Genomic DNA, 13,268 nt, shown 5'->3' on the forward strand with positions numbered 1-13,268 from the left:
TTTTAAATGGCAAGGTTATCTTTACTATTTACATTTTTTTTGCAAAATCAAAAGGTGATAAAATATTTTTTTTATTCTCATCCAAATAATCCGCCCACCACTGAACCATCAGTCGACGCTCATCCAAATGCTCAGATGTGTGAATATATGCCGCACGCACATTGTTGCGCTCTGAGTGGCTCAACTGCCGTTCTATAGCATCTTCGCTCCATAACCCCGACTCTCCCAACGCACCACGCGCCATCGTCCTAAATCCGTGGCCGCAAACTTCGGTTTTCGTGTCATAGCCCATAGAACGCAATGCGCTGTTTACTGTGTTTTCACTCATGACTTTAGTTGCGTCGTGATCCCCCGGAAATAGAAGCTCTTTGTCACCGCTGATTTGCTTGAGCTGCTCTAGCAACCCTATCGCTTGCCGACTGAGAGGAACGATATGCTCCTCTTTCATCTTCATACCACGGTATGAGTAACGCACGCCTTTAATTTCTTCTCTTTTTGCAGGTATACGCCAAAGAGATTTATCAAAGTCGAATTCATCCCAGCGCGCAAAACGTAATTCACTAGAACGCACAAAAGTCAGTAAGGAAAGTTCGACCGCGATCCGTGTCATCACACGGCCACGATATGCAGCAAGACGTGCAAGAAACTCAGGGAAGCGGCTGGAAGGTAATGCCGGGTAATGTCGCGCTTTGGTTGTTGATAACGCCCCAGCCATATCACTGGCCGGGTTTGAGTCGATGTAATCGTTCTGAACGGCATAGCGCATGATGGCCGTGACGCGCTGTTGCAGGCGCTGCGCAACGTCATGCTTACCGCTGGCATCAACTTTCTTGATCGGAGCTAGCAGATGGCTGGTTTTAAGCTGCCGGATATCAGACGAGCCGATATAAGGAAAGATATACAGCTCAAGGTAACGAAGAACGCGCGATCGATGGTCTTCACTCCAGCGCTTATTGCTGTCATGCCATTCGCGGGCGATAGTTGCAAAAGTATATGCCCCCGCGTTTTCGGCCTGAGCTTCCTTCTGCTCAGCTTTTGGGTCGATGCCCTGCACTAACAGCTTTTTAGCTTCATCACGCTTTGTTCTAGCCTGAGCAAGCGTAACAGTAGGCCAGACACCAAAAGCAAGACGGTCCTCTTTTTTGTCAGAGGGGCGCCTGTATTTCATGCGCCAGTATTTAGAACCCTTCGCCGAAACCTCAAGATACAAACCACCGCCATCGGCCATTTTGTAGGTTTTGTCTTTAGGCTTTGCGGTCTCGACCTGTCTGGCGTTGAGCTTCATTTTGGGGGCACATTTCTAATCGAAGTTAAGATGCCCCTAATTATGCCCCCAGTGCCCCCGGATTTCAACGGACGAACTCGGACAATGCCGGATGTAAAAATCGCTGCAATCCTTGATTTTAAAGGGTTTGATGGACTTTCTCGGATGGTCTTGGAAGAGGTCTTGGTGCCGAAGGCCGGACTCGAACCGGCACGTATTTCTACGGTTGATTTTGAATCAACTGCGTCTACCGATTTCGCCACTTCGGCACTGAAGGGGATGCGGAAACGTGTGGGATTATACCTGCCGTTCGCGGCTATGCAAGCCACGATCTCGCGTTCAGTTGCTAAGTGATGAAAAAACCAGCGCTGCGTCAAGCTGCTGGTACTCCCTTTTCCTGTCGCAGTGCTTTATCCGCTACATTAACCCATCTTTCGAAATTCCCTGTCCCCTCTACCACGTTATTTATCATCCTCACCCTGCTAATTATTTATAAAATAGCGAAACGGTCATTTTTAATATATGATATTTTAATAAACAGATTATCTATTTCATTTTCGCTAATTTGCCATATCGGTTAAAAGACCTATGACAATTAGCCTGTTTCATTTTTTTCATTTCATTTAATACTCTGATGATTACCAGGCTCATTGACGAACGCTATTACGTGGAGATGACGCATGCATGTACTCATGATTGACAAGCAGTCGATATTTATTGAAGGAATGGCATCAGTACTTTCGCACTTTATCCCAAATGTGAAGATTCGAGGTCTGAATAATCAGAATGAAATTAATGAAACACTAAATGAATTTCCCGCATCGTTAATTCTGCTGGATGGTGACGGAAATAAAACAGAGAGTCTTGAATTACTCGATACGCTGGCATTGCACCACCCCACTATTCCGGTGGTGATGCTGATGAATAAATGCCAGCCGACATTACTCAGGCAGTTTCTGCATCACCATGCGATTGCGTTTGTCAGGCGTGATTCTCCGCCGGAAACCATCGCGCAGACGCTGCGTACCGCGTCGCTGGGAATGCTCTGCTTCCCGCAGGAAAGCATCACGCTGCTGGATGGCGGACACGGCGCGATTGCGCGGCTCAGCGAGCGTCAGCGTGAAATCCTCAAGCTGCTGGCTGCCGGGGAATCCAACAAGCAAATCAGCCGCCAGTTAAATATCAGCGCCGGTACAGTGAAAGCGCATCTGGAATCTATTTTCCGCCGTCTGAATGTGAATAACCGCACTCAAGCCGCGATGATGTATTCGGACGAATAGCCCAGCCTGAATTTTTATTAACAGTTAATTGTTGCTACATTTTCCCCTGAGCAAATACAGGAGCACTATGCCCGTGCATAATGCTCCTGCCAGAGATATTTAACATCAGCATTTACAGCAGCGCAGATGCACTGTGACTCTTATTTGGCAGACGTTGTCTTGCGGGGTGCTCTGGAAGATGTCGCTTTTTTAACCGCCGACGTTTTTTTACGTACTGGTGTTTTTTTCGGCTTCTCATCTTTACGCATCGTGTGGCAGAAATAATAAATAGCAATCACGCCGACACCGACATCTTTTAATATCCAGAACGGCAGTTCTTGCGCCATTAACATGACATTGAACAGCAAATAGGGAAGATTGAGAAACCCCTGAACGGTAAATCCTAACGCAGTAATTAATAATCCAATGCGATACCACACAGGGATATTGGGCATACGGGAGCTGAGGGCGCTGACAAAAATAATCACCGCAATCGCCCCATCCACCAGCGTGGCCGCCCAGAAAATGAGTTTCAACGTCATGATGGATCTCCCGATTTAGGGCGTCGTGGCGCGCGGCGGCGCGATGGGGTGGCTTTTACGCCACGGGCGACGCGTTTTAGCTCGCCGGCAACCTGTAAAATATCGTGCCCTTCCCGACGGTTAAAAAAATTCGCCAGCCAGGCAATCATCCCGACGCTGATCGCGCCGACAAAATAGCCAATGCCCATCGCAATATCGCTATCTTTGAAGTTCATCCCCAGCCAGCGCGCAATAAAGCCGCCCAGCGTGAAGGTCGTGCTGACGCTTATAGCCCCGATGATCACCCCTGCCGCCAGCCGACCGTGCTGATGCAATTTTTTTGGTTGCCAGAAAAACGAGACGCTTAGCCCGCCAAATAACCCGGCGAGCGCGGCCAGTCCCTGACTTAACATCTGAATGCCGTCAACCATGGCAATCTCCTCCTCAACAGGCGGCCTCAACGAATAGGATGAGGCCGCAATACTGACTACTGGCAAGGAGGAAGCGTGACGGTTGTCGCGTCATTATCTGTAGTGAGATAACGCGTCGCGCTTTCCGGGCTGTAGATCAGATGTTTGTTACTGCGCAGACCGCGTACGCTATCGACATCGGCGCTGTACCATTTTCCTTTCCCCGGTAAAGGCTTGCCGGTCCAGGGATCGCCGCCCAACACTTTCTTGTTCAGCGTCCAGATGTTCCACAGCGAATCTTCCGCCTTCCCACTCCAGCCCAATTTGAGCGCCTGTTCGCGGGTCACGTACTCAGCGGGCAGCACATCGTCACGATTTAGCGTTTTGAGCAGAGCCGTCAGTTTCTTCTCATCCTGCACGGTCTTGTTGTTCTGTTTCGCCAGTTGCTGGTTGGCCGCCTGTACCACCGCGCTGCATTGCGGTAAGTCGGCATACGCCGGTACAGCGGTTAACACAGCCAGAAACAGTATCGACAGTGTGTATTTCATGGGAATCCCTCCAGTCAGTTCAGTTTACGGGTGCCATAAACAGCGCACGTTCCGCGTCGCGGCGACGGGTCAAGCCGGCGAGAATTTTGCCGCCAGCTTTATTCCAGCGCGGAAGCTGGTCCGCCGCCTCCTGGTATTGCCCCTGGTTGAGCAGGCGCAGCAGCGTCGAGTTCTGCAAATTGCCCAGCCCGACGTTAAAGGCGAACGCCACCAGCGCATCGAACTGGTTCTGGTTGAGATCGACCGTCACGAGACGATGAACCCCGCGCTCGGTCATCCCCAGATCCGCCCGCAACAAATCTTCCGCTTCCACCTTGCTTAACGCCTGCGGGAAATTCTCATTGGGCAGAATCAAATGGCCGTAGCCGATGGTCCATTTACCGACCGCATCGCGGTACTTCTCCAGGCTTAGCCCTTCAAAAGACTTAATTAATGTCAACCCGGCCGCGCCGGTGTTTGCTGGTTGATTAGCCATTGTCATCACTCCTCACGTTAGATTGGGGAAGAACTTGTCGGGTGTACTCTTCAATCAGCCGCATCACGCTTTCCGGTGGTTCCAGCACGGTGAACTGCATCTCAATGTCCACATGCCCGCTGTCGCGACCGCTGCCTTCGCGGCTCGGCGGCGACATGCTGACAAGGAAACGGCCAACCGTGTCATCGGGCGTACCGGAAACCGCGCTCTGCTGCTCAACGGCATCGGTTCGCACCGTCAAAAAGACCTTCATTTTTTCCAGCATCAGCCCGCGCGGCGTGGAGAGCGCCACCAGCGGCAAGGCAAAGTGATGTTGATCATCCAGCGCCATTTCGACGACTTTTGGCACCAGCCTGCCGTCATCGCTGTGCTCAAAAAAGGGGTCCAGCGCCTGCATGTATTGATGCGCGATAAGCTGGTTTGCCGCCGAAGCGGCGTGCTGCATCCCGCGCGTGATATCCGCCAGCGAGAGAGATGCCCCAACCGGACCGCCGGGTGGCGGGCTTTCCGGCGGCGGCGGATCGGGCGGTAGATCCGAAGAGGGCGGATCCGCAGGCGGCAACCCGCCGGTCTCTTCTGTCGGTGGATCGTCGGGCGACATTCCGGCGCGCTCGTCCGGCGGAGCCGTAGGCTGCTCGCTCGCCTTCTCTTGCGTATTCCGGTTGCCGCGAAGCCAGTCTTTCATTGACATAGTGCGCTCCGTGAAAAATGAGGCTGCAACGCAGCCTCAGCGTGAACATCAGAATTAACGCGTTGCGTCAGCCGGAGCTTTTTCAGCGCCAGCAGGCGTTTCGGGGTAGGCATCAAGCTGTTTCGATTCCAGCTTTTGCGCCTCAGACGGCAGAACAGCCGGGCGTGTTGCGGCATCCGTCAGGAAATCAATCACGCGCATCAGCGCTTCCGGCGGCGGCTGACGTTTGACCTGGGTGTGGATGCTGTATTTCGCGCGGGTATCGGTGGAGCGGGTTTGCTGATCTTTGTGCGAAACACGTCCGCTGATTTTGACGCTGAACGGTCCCCAGCCGACGGATGCTTCCAGCGAGGCTTCCGCTTCTGTCTGGCTGCTGCTGGCTTCGCTCTGCGAGACTTCCAGTTCGAAGTCAATGGTCCCTTCTTCGATGCTGATGTTCGGGTGAGAGATGGCCGCCAGCAGCGGGATGCGCATGGTTTTTTTCACCACGCCCTGAATCACGCCTTTGTCGTCAACCACGGTTTCGTCGTAATCGAACTGCACCGACTCCGCTTTACCATCCTTAATACAGACAGAGAGCAGGAAGTCGGCATAGGCCTTACTCGCCTGTACCTGTGCTTTGATCATTGCCTGCAACGGGCCGCCGATCATATGTTCCAGCGGTAGTGCATTAATGACCGATCCAATGAATTGTGAATCCATAATGCGTACTCCTGTGAGTTGTACAGAAACATCGTGTTGCGAATTCGCAGGACCCACACTACAGGCCGGGAAAGTCTGAAAATATTGGCTGGATGACGGGTTAAAACAGGGGAAATGGCCCAGGGCAGAAGGCATGGCTTTGGCGAAACGGGCGGTCTGACGCGCGACATTCTGCCGGAGAAGCGCCAGATGCCCTACACTTCATGCGTCCCCCTCAAAACCTAAGGAATCCGTAATGAGCATCATCAAAAGTTACGCTGCACCGCAGGCCGGCGCCGCGCTTGAATTGCAGGAATACGATGCCGGCCCGCTGGCGGCAGAAGATGTGGAAGTGCAGGTGGATTATTGCGGTATCTGCCATTCAGACTTGTCGATGATCGACAACGAATGGGGCTTCTCCCAGTACCCGCTGGTTGCCGGGCATGAAGTGATTGGCCGCGTGGTGGAACTGGGTAGCGCTGCACAAAACAAAGGGTTAAAAGTGGGCCAGCGAGTGGGAATCGGCTGGACGGCGCGCAGCTGCGGGCACTGCGATGCCTGTATCGACGGCAACCATATCAACTGCCTGGAAGGCGCGGTGCCGACCATTCTGAATCGCGGTGGTTTTGCCGATAAGCTCCGCGCCGACTGGCAGTGGGTGATCCCGCTGCCGGATAGCATCGATATCGAAACCGCCGGGCCGCTGCTGTGCGGGGGCATTACCGTGTTTAAACCGCTGCTGATGCACAACATCACCGCCACCAGCCGCGTTGGCGTGATTGGGATTGGCGGCCTCGGGCATATCGCCATCAAGCTGCTGCATGCAATGGGTTGTGAAGTGACGGCGTTCAGTTCAAATCCGGCGAAAGAAGCGGAAGTGCGGATTATGGGTGCCGACTATGTCGTGAACAGCCGCGATCCGGAAGCATTAAAAGCGCTGGCCGGTCAGTACGATCTGATCATCAACACCGTTAACGTCGATCTTAACTGGCAGCCTTATTTTGAAGCGCTGACCCACGGCGGCCATTTCCACACGGTGGGTGCCGTGCTGAAGCCGCTGGAAGTCCCGGCATTTACCCTGATCGCCGGTGACCGCAGCGTTTCGGGTTCGGCAACCGGCACGCCATTTGAGCTGCGCAAGCTGATGAAGTTTGCCGGACGCGCTAAAGTCGCGCCAACCACCGAGATGTTCCCGATGTCGCGAATCAATGAAGCCTTGCAGCACGTGCGCGACGGGAAAGCCCGCTACCGCGTGGTGTTGAAAGCAGATTTCCAGAACGGAGTGGAAGCGTAGCTTTGCCCGATCCGCAAAGGGATCGCGCAGGGGAGTGATAAGGGGGACGCTGTGGTCCCCCTTTTTACGTTCACGCTGGCGAGATTTCAGAAACCACAGAATGCCGATCAACGAAACCACTCCACAACGGTGAAATAAATGCCGGATGGCGGGTCGCTCTGACATGTGGTGTGTAAGCCCGGTAAGCCACCGGGCAAGTGTGCTTTATTTCGCGATAGCAGCAAACACTTCGGCAATCGCCACCGCGCCGGGATCGCTCACGCCATCAAGGTTTTCACGGTTAACGTACGACGAGCGCCCGGCCCCTGCTTTTTGCATCGTTGCCGTACTGGCTGCCCCGCTTTTCGCCGCAGAGACTGCGGCATTTAGCCCGTTATCGCGCAACGCTTCCAGCGCCGGTTGCAGCGCATCGATCAGCGTACGATCGCCCAGATCCGCCCCGCCGTAGTGCTTCATCTGTTTTAGCCCCAGCAGTAACGCCTCTGGCAACGCTGTACCGTTATGTATCGCCTGGCCTGCCGCAGTGAAGAAGATCGACATCAGCACGCCGCTGGAGCCGCCCATTACCGTCGCCAGCCGTTCGCCGATCAGTTGCAGCAACTGCGCGGTGTTATTCAGCGGCAGCGCCTCTTCTTCCAGCAGCCGGGCAATCTCACGCGCGCCTTCGGCGAAGGTCGAACCGGTATCGCCATCGCCCACTTTCGCATCCAGCGCGTTCAGGCGATTTTCCAGGCCAATCAACGTCTGCACCGCCGTACCGACCAGCGCTTTTACCTGTGGATTGTCTGAAGGTTCAATCTCCAGCCCGTCATACACCGCACTGTGCTGCTGGGTTTTCATCGGCGCGAACGCCACCGGTTTTTGCCAGCCAACGGTTTGCACATTCGCGCAAATCGCCTGCTCGAACGCGTCATTCAGGCGCAGCAACGACAGGGAAAAACCTTTCATATCCAGCGAACTGACCAGCGGCGCAGGGCCAATCAAATACGCAATTTGATCTTTCAACGCCGAATGCGCCAGCTCTTTGGTCAGCAGCGCCATTTCAAGCGCCGACACGCCGCCAAGGTTGTTGATCAGCACGGCGACACGATCGTCGCCCACCGCTGCTTTCAGCGGTTTCACCAGCGTGTCGATAAGCGACTTGCTGTTCTGTGTGTCGACAATTGAAGCGCCCGGCTCGCCGTGAATCCCCAGCCCCAGCTCGACCTTGCCGCGCTGAATACGCCCTTCCTCTTCGCTGCCCGGCAGGTTGCAGGTCTCCATCGCCAGCCCAAGGCTGTAGACGTTATCGCAGGCCTTTTGCGCGATGTCGCGCACTTCACTCAGCGATTTCCCCTGATCGGCGGCATGGCCGGCAATCTTATGCACCAGCGCCGTTCCGGCGATGCCGCGCGGCTGTTTGTTATCCGGCAGCGCGATGTCGTCGGCGACGATCACCATCTCGACTTTCAGGCCGTAGCGCTTGGCTTTTTCCGCCGCAAGGCCGAAGTTAAGCCGGTCGCCGGTGTAGTTTTTAACAATCAACAGGCAACCGCGATCGCCGGTCACCGCCACGATGGCGTTCAGCACCGCATCGACGCTGGGCGAAGCAAACACATCACCGCAGACGGCGGCGGTCAGCATGCCTTTGCCGACAAAGCCAGCATGTGCCGGTTCATGGCCGGAACCCCCACCGGAAATCACCGCTACGCGGCTTTTATCCCAGTCAGCACGGGCCACAATGCGAATGGCGGGATCAATATCGAGTCGGACAAGGTTGCCGTGCGGGGCGGATATCACTAAGCCTTCAATGGCGTCATTGACCAGTTGTTTGCGGTCATTGAAAAAGAACCTGGACATAATTTCCCTAAATGTTGTGAATCGTTACTCAATCATAGCCCGAAGCACAATGGACGTGGCAAAGAACAGAATTTACTGAAAGCCATTATGGCGTGGTACGCCCCGGATGCGGGTAAGCCACTGCAACATATCTGCTCCTTTGGCGAAAAAAAGAGAGGCCGCAGCCTCTCTTATGTAATACAGAACATCATTGATGTATTAGCTTTTGCGCATCATCAGCCACAAGCTAATCAGGAAGAACAAGCCGCTCGGCAGCAGCGCGCCGACCACTGGTGGAATGCCATACACCAGCGTCAGCGGGCCGAAAATCTGATCCAGCACGTAGAAAACAAAGCCGAAGCTGATGCCGGTCACCACGCGCACACCCATCGCCACGCTACGCAGCGGGCCAAAGATAAACGACAGTGCCATCAGCATCATGACCGCCACCGACAGCGGCTGGAAGATTTTGCTCCACATATTGAGCTGATAACGGCCGGAATCCTGGCCGCTCGACTTCAGGTACTTCACATAGTTGTGCAGACCGCTGATGGAGAGCGCATCCGGATCCAGCGCCACTACGCCGAGTTTGTCCGGCGTGAGGTTGGTTTTCCAGGTCCCGCTGACGGTCTGCGAGCCGGTCACTTGTTTCGGATCGGTCAGGTTCGATTCATCCACCTGCGACAGCCGCCAGATTTTGTTCTCCGCATCGAATTTGGCCGACGCGGCGTAGCGCACCGATTGCAAACGACGCTGATCGTTGAAGGCATAAATACTGACCCCTCCAAGCTCATCATCACCTTTCACACGTTCGATGTAGATAAAGTTGTTGCCGTCTTTCGCCCACAGCCCGGCCTGCGTGGAGAGCAGCGAGCCGCCATACATCGACTGCGCACGCTGGTTACGCGCCATCTGCTCGCCCTGCGGCGCAACCCATTCGCCAATCGCCATGGTCAGCAGGACCAGCGGAATAGCGGTTTTCATCACCGACAGCGCCACCTGCATGCGGGTGTAGCCGGAAGCTTGCATTACCACCAGCTCGCTGCGCTGCGCCAGCATGCCCAGACCGAGCAGCGCGCCAAGCAGCGCGGCCATCGGGAAGAAGATCTGGATATCTTTCGGCACGCTGAGAATGGTGTACATCCCGGCACCCAGCGCGTCGTAACTCCCCTGCCCGGCTTTTTTCAACTGATCGACAAATTTGATAATGCCGGAGAGCGACACCAGCATGAACAGCGTCATCATGATGGTGGAAAAGATGGTTTTCCCGATATAGCGGTCAAGTACGCCAAAAGCCTGCATTATACCGCTCCTCTACGCGTAAAACGGGCGCGAACCCGGCGCATCGGCACCGTATCCCACAGGTTCAGCACCACAGCCAGCGCCAGGTAGACCAGGTTAACCGTCCACATCCAGATCATCGGATCCAGCTTACCCTTCGCGCCGTTTGAGCGAAGCGTGGTCTGCAACAGAAAGAACACGAGATACAGCAGCATCGCGGGCAGCATCGATAACACGCGTCCCTGACGTGGGTTAACCACGCTCAGCGGCACGACCATCAACGCCATCATCACCACGGTAAAGATCAGCGTTAAGCGCCAGTGCAGCTCCGCGCTGGCGCGCGGGTTGTCCGTATTGAACAACGTACGCATGTCCATCTGTTCGGTATCGCTTGGATCGAGCGCAACGGTCTGGTGGCCAATAATTGCCTGGTAGTTCTGGAAATCAGTGATGCGGAAGTCGCGCAACATGGCGGTACCCTCAAAGCGTGTGCCGGTGTTGAGCGTCACCACCTGGGAACCATCTTTATGCTGGGAAAGCTGGCCGGAATCCGCCACCACCACTGACGGGCGTGCGTTGCCTTTGGGGCGGATCTGCGCAAGAAATACGTTGTGAAAGCGGTTGCCTTCGACACCTTCAATAAACAGCACCGAGTTGCCGTCTGTCGCCTGCTGGAACTGCCCCTGCGCCAGCGCCGCCATACCAGGGTTCGCTTTGGCATCCGCCAGTACCTGATCCTGATGACGGGATGACCATGGACCAGCCCACATTACGTTAACCGCAGCGATAATGCCGGTAAACAGCGCCAGCACCATGGCGGCTTTGATCAGCACCGCACGGCTGAGACCGCAGGCGTGCATCACCGTGATTTCACTTTCGGTATAGAGTTTGCCCAGCGTCATTAGCAGGCCAAGGAACAGACTCAACGGCAGGATAAGCTGCGCCATCTCCGGCACGCCCAGCCCCAGCAGCGAGAGCACGAGGTTTGTTGGGATTTCGCCATCAGCGGCTGCGCCTAAAATCCTCACCAGTTTCTGACAAAAGAAAATCAGAAGCAGGATGAATAGGATCGCAAGCTGGCTTTTTAGCGTCTCCCGCACCAGATATCTTATGATTATCACTTTAAATACGCCCGTAAAAACCAGTCTTTTTCCTGGAAAATCGCTTGTTTCATGGCTTAAACGTCATTTATTCTCTTGAGTCGTCGAAATCATCGCTAAGATTAATATACTCAGCGGATGGGTGCGTAAGAGCCAATTCTGACGTGCCGAAACCGAAGTACCATTAAGATTAACACGAAGTCATCGCAACAGCGGACATGCGTTACGTAAGCTTGCAATTCTATCCGTAGCCGCCGCCGTTGTCTTTAAGATTCAGGAGCGTAGTGCATGGAGTTCAGTGTAAAAAGCGGTAGCCCGGAGAAACAGCGTAGTGCCTGCATCGTTGTGGGTGTCTTTGAACCGCGCCGACTCTCCCCGATCGCCGAGCAACTCGATAAGATCAGCGATGGCTACATCAGCGCGCTGCTCCGTCGCGGAGAACTGGAAGGTAAGCCAGGACAAACCCTGCTGCTTCACCACGTACCGAATGTCCTCTCCGAGCGTATTTTGCTGATTGGCTGCGGTAAAGAGCGTGAACTGGATGAGCGCCAGTACAAGCAGGTCATTCAGAAAACCATAAACACCCTGAATGATACGGGCTCGATGGAAGCCGTCTGCTTCCTGACCGAACTGCATGTCAAAGGGCGCAACACCTACTGGAAAGTGCGCCAGGCCGTTGAGACAGCGAAAGAGACCCTGTACAGCTTCGATCAACTGAAAACCAACAAAATCGAACCGCGTCGTCCGCTGCGTAAAATGGTCTTCAACGTGCCGACTCGTCGCGAGTTAACTAGCGGCGAACGCGCTATCCAGCACGGTCTGGCTATCTCTGCGGGGATTAAAGCAGCCAAAGATCTCGGCAATATGCCGCCGAATATCTGTAATGCCGCGTACCTCGCTTCGCAGGCGCGCCAGTTGGCGGACACCTACAGCAAAAACGTCCTGACCCGCGTGATTGGCGAACAGCAGATGCGCGAACTGGGCATGCACTCGTACCTGGCTGTCGGCCAGGGCTCGCAGAACGAGTCGCTGATGTCGGTGATTGAGTACAAAGGTAACCCGTCGGAAGACGCTCGCCCGATTGTGCTGGTCGGTAAAGGCCTGACCTTCGACTCCGGCGGTATCTCCATCAAACCTGCCGAAGGCATGGACGAGATGAAGTACGACATGTGCGGCGCGGCGGCGGTGTACGGCGTGATGCGCATGGTGGCCGAACTGCAACTGCCGCTGAACGTGATTGGCGTGCTGGCAGGCTGTGAAAACATGCCAGGCGGGCGCGCGTATCGTCCGGGCGACGTGCTGACCACCATGTCCGGCCAGACGGTCGAAGTGCTGAATACCGACGCCGAAGGCCGTCTGGTGCTGTGCGATGTGCTGACCTACGTTGAGCGCTTCGAGCCGGAAGCGGTGATCGATGTCGCGACGCTGACCGGCGCATGCGTGATTGCCCTTGGCCATCACATCACCGGTCTGCTGTCGAACCACAACCCGCTGGCGCACGAACTGATTGGCGCGTCCGAGCAGGCTGGCGACCGCGCATGGCGTTTACCGCTGGGCGATGAGTACCAGGATCAGCTGGAATCCAATTTTGCGGATATGGCGAACATCGGCGGCCGTCCTGGCGGTGCTATCACCGCGGGTTGCTTCCTGTCGCGCTTTGCCCGTAAATACAACTGGGCCCACCTGGATATCGCCGGTACCGCATGGCGCTCCGGCAAAGCCAAAGGCGCAACCGGTCGTCCGGTGGCGATGCTGTCGCAGTTCCTGCTGAACCGCGCCGGGTTTAACGGCGAAGAGTAAGTCGTCAATGCCGGATGGCTATGATTGCCGGATGGCGGCTATGCCCTGTCCGGCCTGGAACCTCGCGCAATGTGAACTCTATACCCTATGGATTTCGCGTTGCATCGCGGCGGCAACTGAGCAAAT

The 13,268-nt window shown here is 55.1% G+C and carries 14 protein-coding genes and 1 tRNA gene; 3 read left to right on the top strand and 12 right to left on the bottom strand.

The window, feature by feature from the left end; genetic code table 11:
- Positions 1-28 precede the first annotated feature (28 nt).
- Together DK872_RS17880 and DK872_RS17885 are read right to left on the bottom strand one after the other, a co-directional pair.
- On the bottom strand, positions 29-1,285 hold the full coding sequence (locus DK872_RS17880) for an integrase arm-type DNA-binding domain-containing protein (RefSeq protein WP_161518668.1): 1,257 nt from the start codon (positions 1,283-1,285) through the stop codon (positions 29-31).
- 163 nt (positions 1,286-1,448) lie between these two features.
- Positions 1,449-1,533 (bottom strand) — tRNA-Leu (locus tag DK872_RS17885).
- Positions 1,534-1,944: 411 nt separating this feature from the next.
- Between DK872_RS17885 and DK872_RS17890 the strand changes: the two genes are divergently transcribed.
- On the top strand, positions 1,945-2,544 hold the full coding sequence (locus DK872_RS17890) for a response regulator transcription factor (protein ID WP_007372859.1): 600 nt from the start codon (positions 1,945-1,947) through the stop codon (positions 2,542-2,544).
- A 140-nt stretch (positions 2,545-2,684) separates the two neighbouring features.
- Here the strand turns inward: DK872_RS17890 and DK872_RS17895 are convergent, their stop codons facing one another.
- From DK872_RS17895 to DK872_RS17920, 6 genes are read right to left on the bottom strand one after another with little or no spacing between them, the layout of a single operon-like run.
- Positions 2,685-3,065, bottom strand: a complete 381-nt coding sequence (locus DK872_RS17895) for a hypothetical protein (protein ID WP_007372858.1) — start codon at positions 3,063-3,065, stop codon at positions 2,685-2,687.
- Positions 3,062-3,475, bottom strand: a complete 414-nt coding sequence (locus DK872_RS17900; RefSeq protein ID WP_007372857.1) for a hypothetical protein — start codon at positions 3,473-3,475, stop codon at positions 3,062-3,064. The genes DK872_RS17895 and DK872_RS17900 overlap by 4 nt, the downstream gene beginning before the upstream one ends.
- 56 nt (positions 3,476-3,531) lie before the next feature.
- Positions 3,532-4,002 carry a ribonuclease gene (locus DK872_RS17905; RefSeq protein ID WP_161518670.1) on the bottom strand — a complete coding sequence of 157 codons (471 nt, stop codon included), beginning with the start codon at positions 4,000-4,002 and terminating at the stop codon, positions 3,532-3,534.
- Positions 4,003-4,021: 19 nt separating this feature from the next.
- A complete protein-coding gene (locus DK872_RS17910; protein WP_071920111.1) occupies positions 4,022-4,477 on the bottom strand; it encodes a lysozyme in 456 nt (151 codons plus the stop codon).
- Positions 4,470-5,168: a DUF2589 domain-containing protein gene (locus tag DK872_RS17915; RefSeq protein ID WP_007372854.1), complete on the bottom strand. Its 699-nt coding sequence runs from the start codon at positions 5,166-5,168 to the stop codon at positions 4,470-4,472. Before DK872_RS17915 ends, DK872_RS17910 begins: the two co-directional genes overlap by 8 nt.
- A 54-nt stretch (positions 5,169-5,222) precedes the next feature.
- Positions 5,223-5,870: a DUF2589 domain-containing protein gene (locus DK872_RS17920; RefSeq protein ID WP_007372853.1), complete on the bottom strand. Its 648-nt coding sequence runs from the start codon at positions 5,868-5,870 to the stop codon at positions 5,223-5,225.
- Positions 5,871-6,105: 235 nt separating this feature from the next.
- On the opposite strand from DK872_RS17920, the gene DK872_RS17925 reads away from it, so the two are divergent.
- Positions 6,106-7,143 carry an NAD(P)-dependent alcohol dehydrogenase gene (locus DK872_RS17925; RefSeq protein ID WP_007372852.1) on the top strand — a complete coding sequence of 346 codons (1,038 nt, stop codon included), beginning with the start codon at positions 6,106-6,108 and terminating at the stop codon, positions 7,141-7,143.
- Between the two features lie 204 nt (positions 7,144-7,347).
- Here DK872_RS17925 and DK872_RS17930 read toward each other — a convergent pair whose 3' ends face one another.
- The 4 genes from DK872_RS17930 to DK872_RS27595 form a co-directional block, all read right to left on the bottom strand.
- Positions 7,348-8,982: a dihydroxyacetone kinase subunit DhaK gene (locus tag DK872_RS17930; RefSeq protein WP_007372851.1), complete on the bottom strand. Its 1,635-nt coding sequence runs from the start codon at positions 8,980-8,982 to the stop codon at positions 7,348-7,350.
- A gap of 198 nt (positions 8,983-9,180) precedes the next feature.
- Positions 9,181-10,263, bottom strand: a complete 1,083-nt coding sequence (lptG, locus tag DK872_RS17935) for an LPS export ABC transporter permease LptG (RefSeq protein WP_007372850.1) — start codon at positions 10,261-10,263, stop codon at positions 9,181-9,183.
- Positions 10,263-11,363, bottom strand: coding sequence for an LPS export ABC transporter permease LptF (gene lptF, locus DK872_RS17940; RefSeq protein ID WP_035887062.1), 1,101 nt, complete (start codon positions 11,361-11,363; stop codon positions 10,263-10,265). The genes lptG and lptF overlap by 1 nt, the downstream gene beginning before the upstream one ends.
- Before the next feature lie 63 nt (positions 11,364-11,426).
- Positions 11,427-11,477 (bottom strand): hypothetical protein, encoded by a 51-nt coding sequence (locus DK872_RS27595; protein ID WP_216637209.1) that lies wholly within the window; start codon positions 11,475-11,477, stop codon positions 11,427-11,429.
- A 153-nt stretch (positions 11,478-11,630) separates the two neighbouring features.
- On the opposite strand from DK872_RS27595, the gene pepA reads away from it, so the two are divergent.
- Positions 11,631-13,142, top strand: a complete 1,512-nt coding sequence (gene pepA, locus DK872_RS17945; RefSeq protein WP_007372848.1) for a leucyl aminopeptidase — start codon at positions 11,631-11,633, stop codon at positions 13,140-13,142.
- Positions 13,143-13,268 lie beyond the last annotated feature (126 nt).

Source organism: Kosakonia sp. MH5, assembly GCF_009935945.1.
Classification (GTDB): Bacteria; Pseudomonadota; Gammaproteobacteria; order Enterobacterales; family Enterobacteriaceae; genus Kosakonia; species Kosakonia radicincitans.

Bases quoted from the DNA above. Each gene is read 5' to 3' on its own strand.
- DK872_RS17880 (WP_161518668.1), bottom strand. From the start codon at position 1,285: ATGAAGCTCAACGCCAGACAGGTCGAGACCGCAAAGCCTAAAGACAAA.
- DK872_RS17890 (WP_007372859.1), top strand. From the start codon at position 1,945: ATGCATGTACTCATGATTGACAAGCAGTCGATATTTATTGAAGGAATG.
- DK872_RS17895 (WP_007372858.1), bottom strand. From the start codon at position 3,065: ATGACGTTGAAACTCATTTTCTGGGCGGCCACGCTGGTGGATGGGGCG.
- DK872_RS17900 (WP_007372857.1), bottom strand. From the start codon at position 3,475: ATGGTTGACGGCATTCAGATGTTAAGTCAGGGACTGGCCGCGCTCGCC.
- DK872_RS17905 (WP_161518670.1), bottom strand. From the start codon at position 4,002: ATGAAATACACACTGTCGATACTGTTTCTGGCTGTGTTAACCGCTGTA.
- DK872_RS17910 (WP_071920111.1), bottom strand. From the start codon at position 4,477: ATGGCTAATCAACCAGCAAACACCGGCGCGGCCGGGTTGACATTAATT.
- DK872_RS17915 (WP_007372854.1), bottom strand. From the start codon at position 5,168: ATGTCAATGAAAGACTGGCTTCGCGGCAACCGGAATACGCAAGAGAAG.
- DK872_RS17920 (WP_007372853.1), bottom strand. From the start codon at position 5,870: ATGGATTCACAATTCATTGGATCGGTCATTAATGCACTACCGCTGGAA.
- DK872_RS17925 (WP_007372852.1), top strand. From the start codon at position 6,106: ATGAGCATCATCAAAAGTTACGCTGCACCGCAGGCCGGCGCCGCGCTT.
- DK872_RS17930 (WP_007372851.1), bottom strand. From the start codon at position 8,982: ATGTCCAGGTTCTTTTTCAATGACCGCAAACAACTGGTCAATGACGCC.
- lptG (WP_007372850.1), bottom strand. From the start codon at position 10,263: ATGCAGGCTTTTGGCGTACTTGACCGCTATATCGGGAAAACCATCTTT.
- pepA (WP_007372848.1), top strand. From the start codon at position 11,631: ATGGAGTTCAGTGTAAAAAGCGGTAGCCCGGAGAAACAGCGTAGTGCC.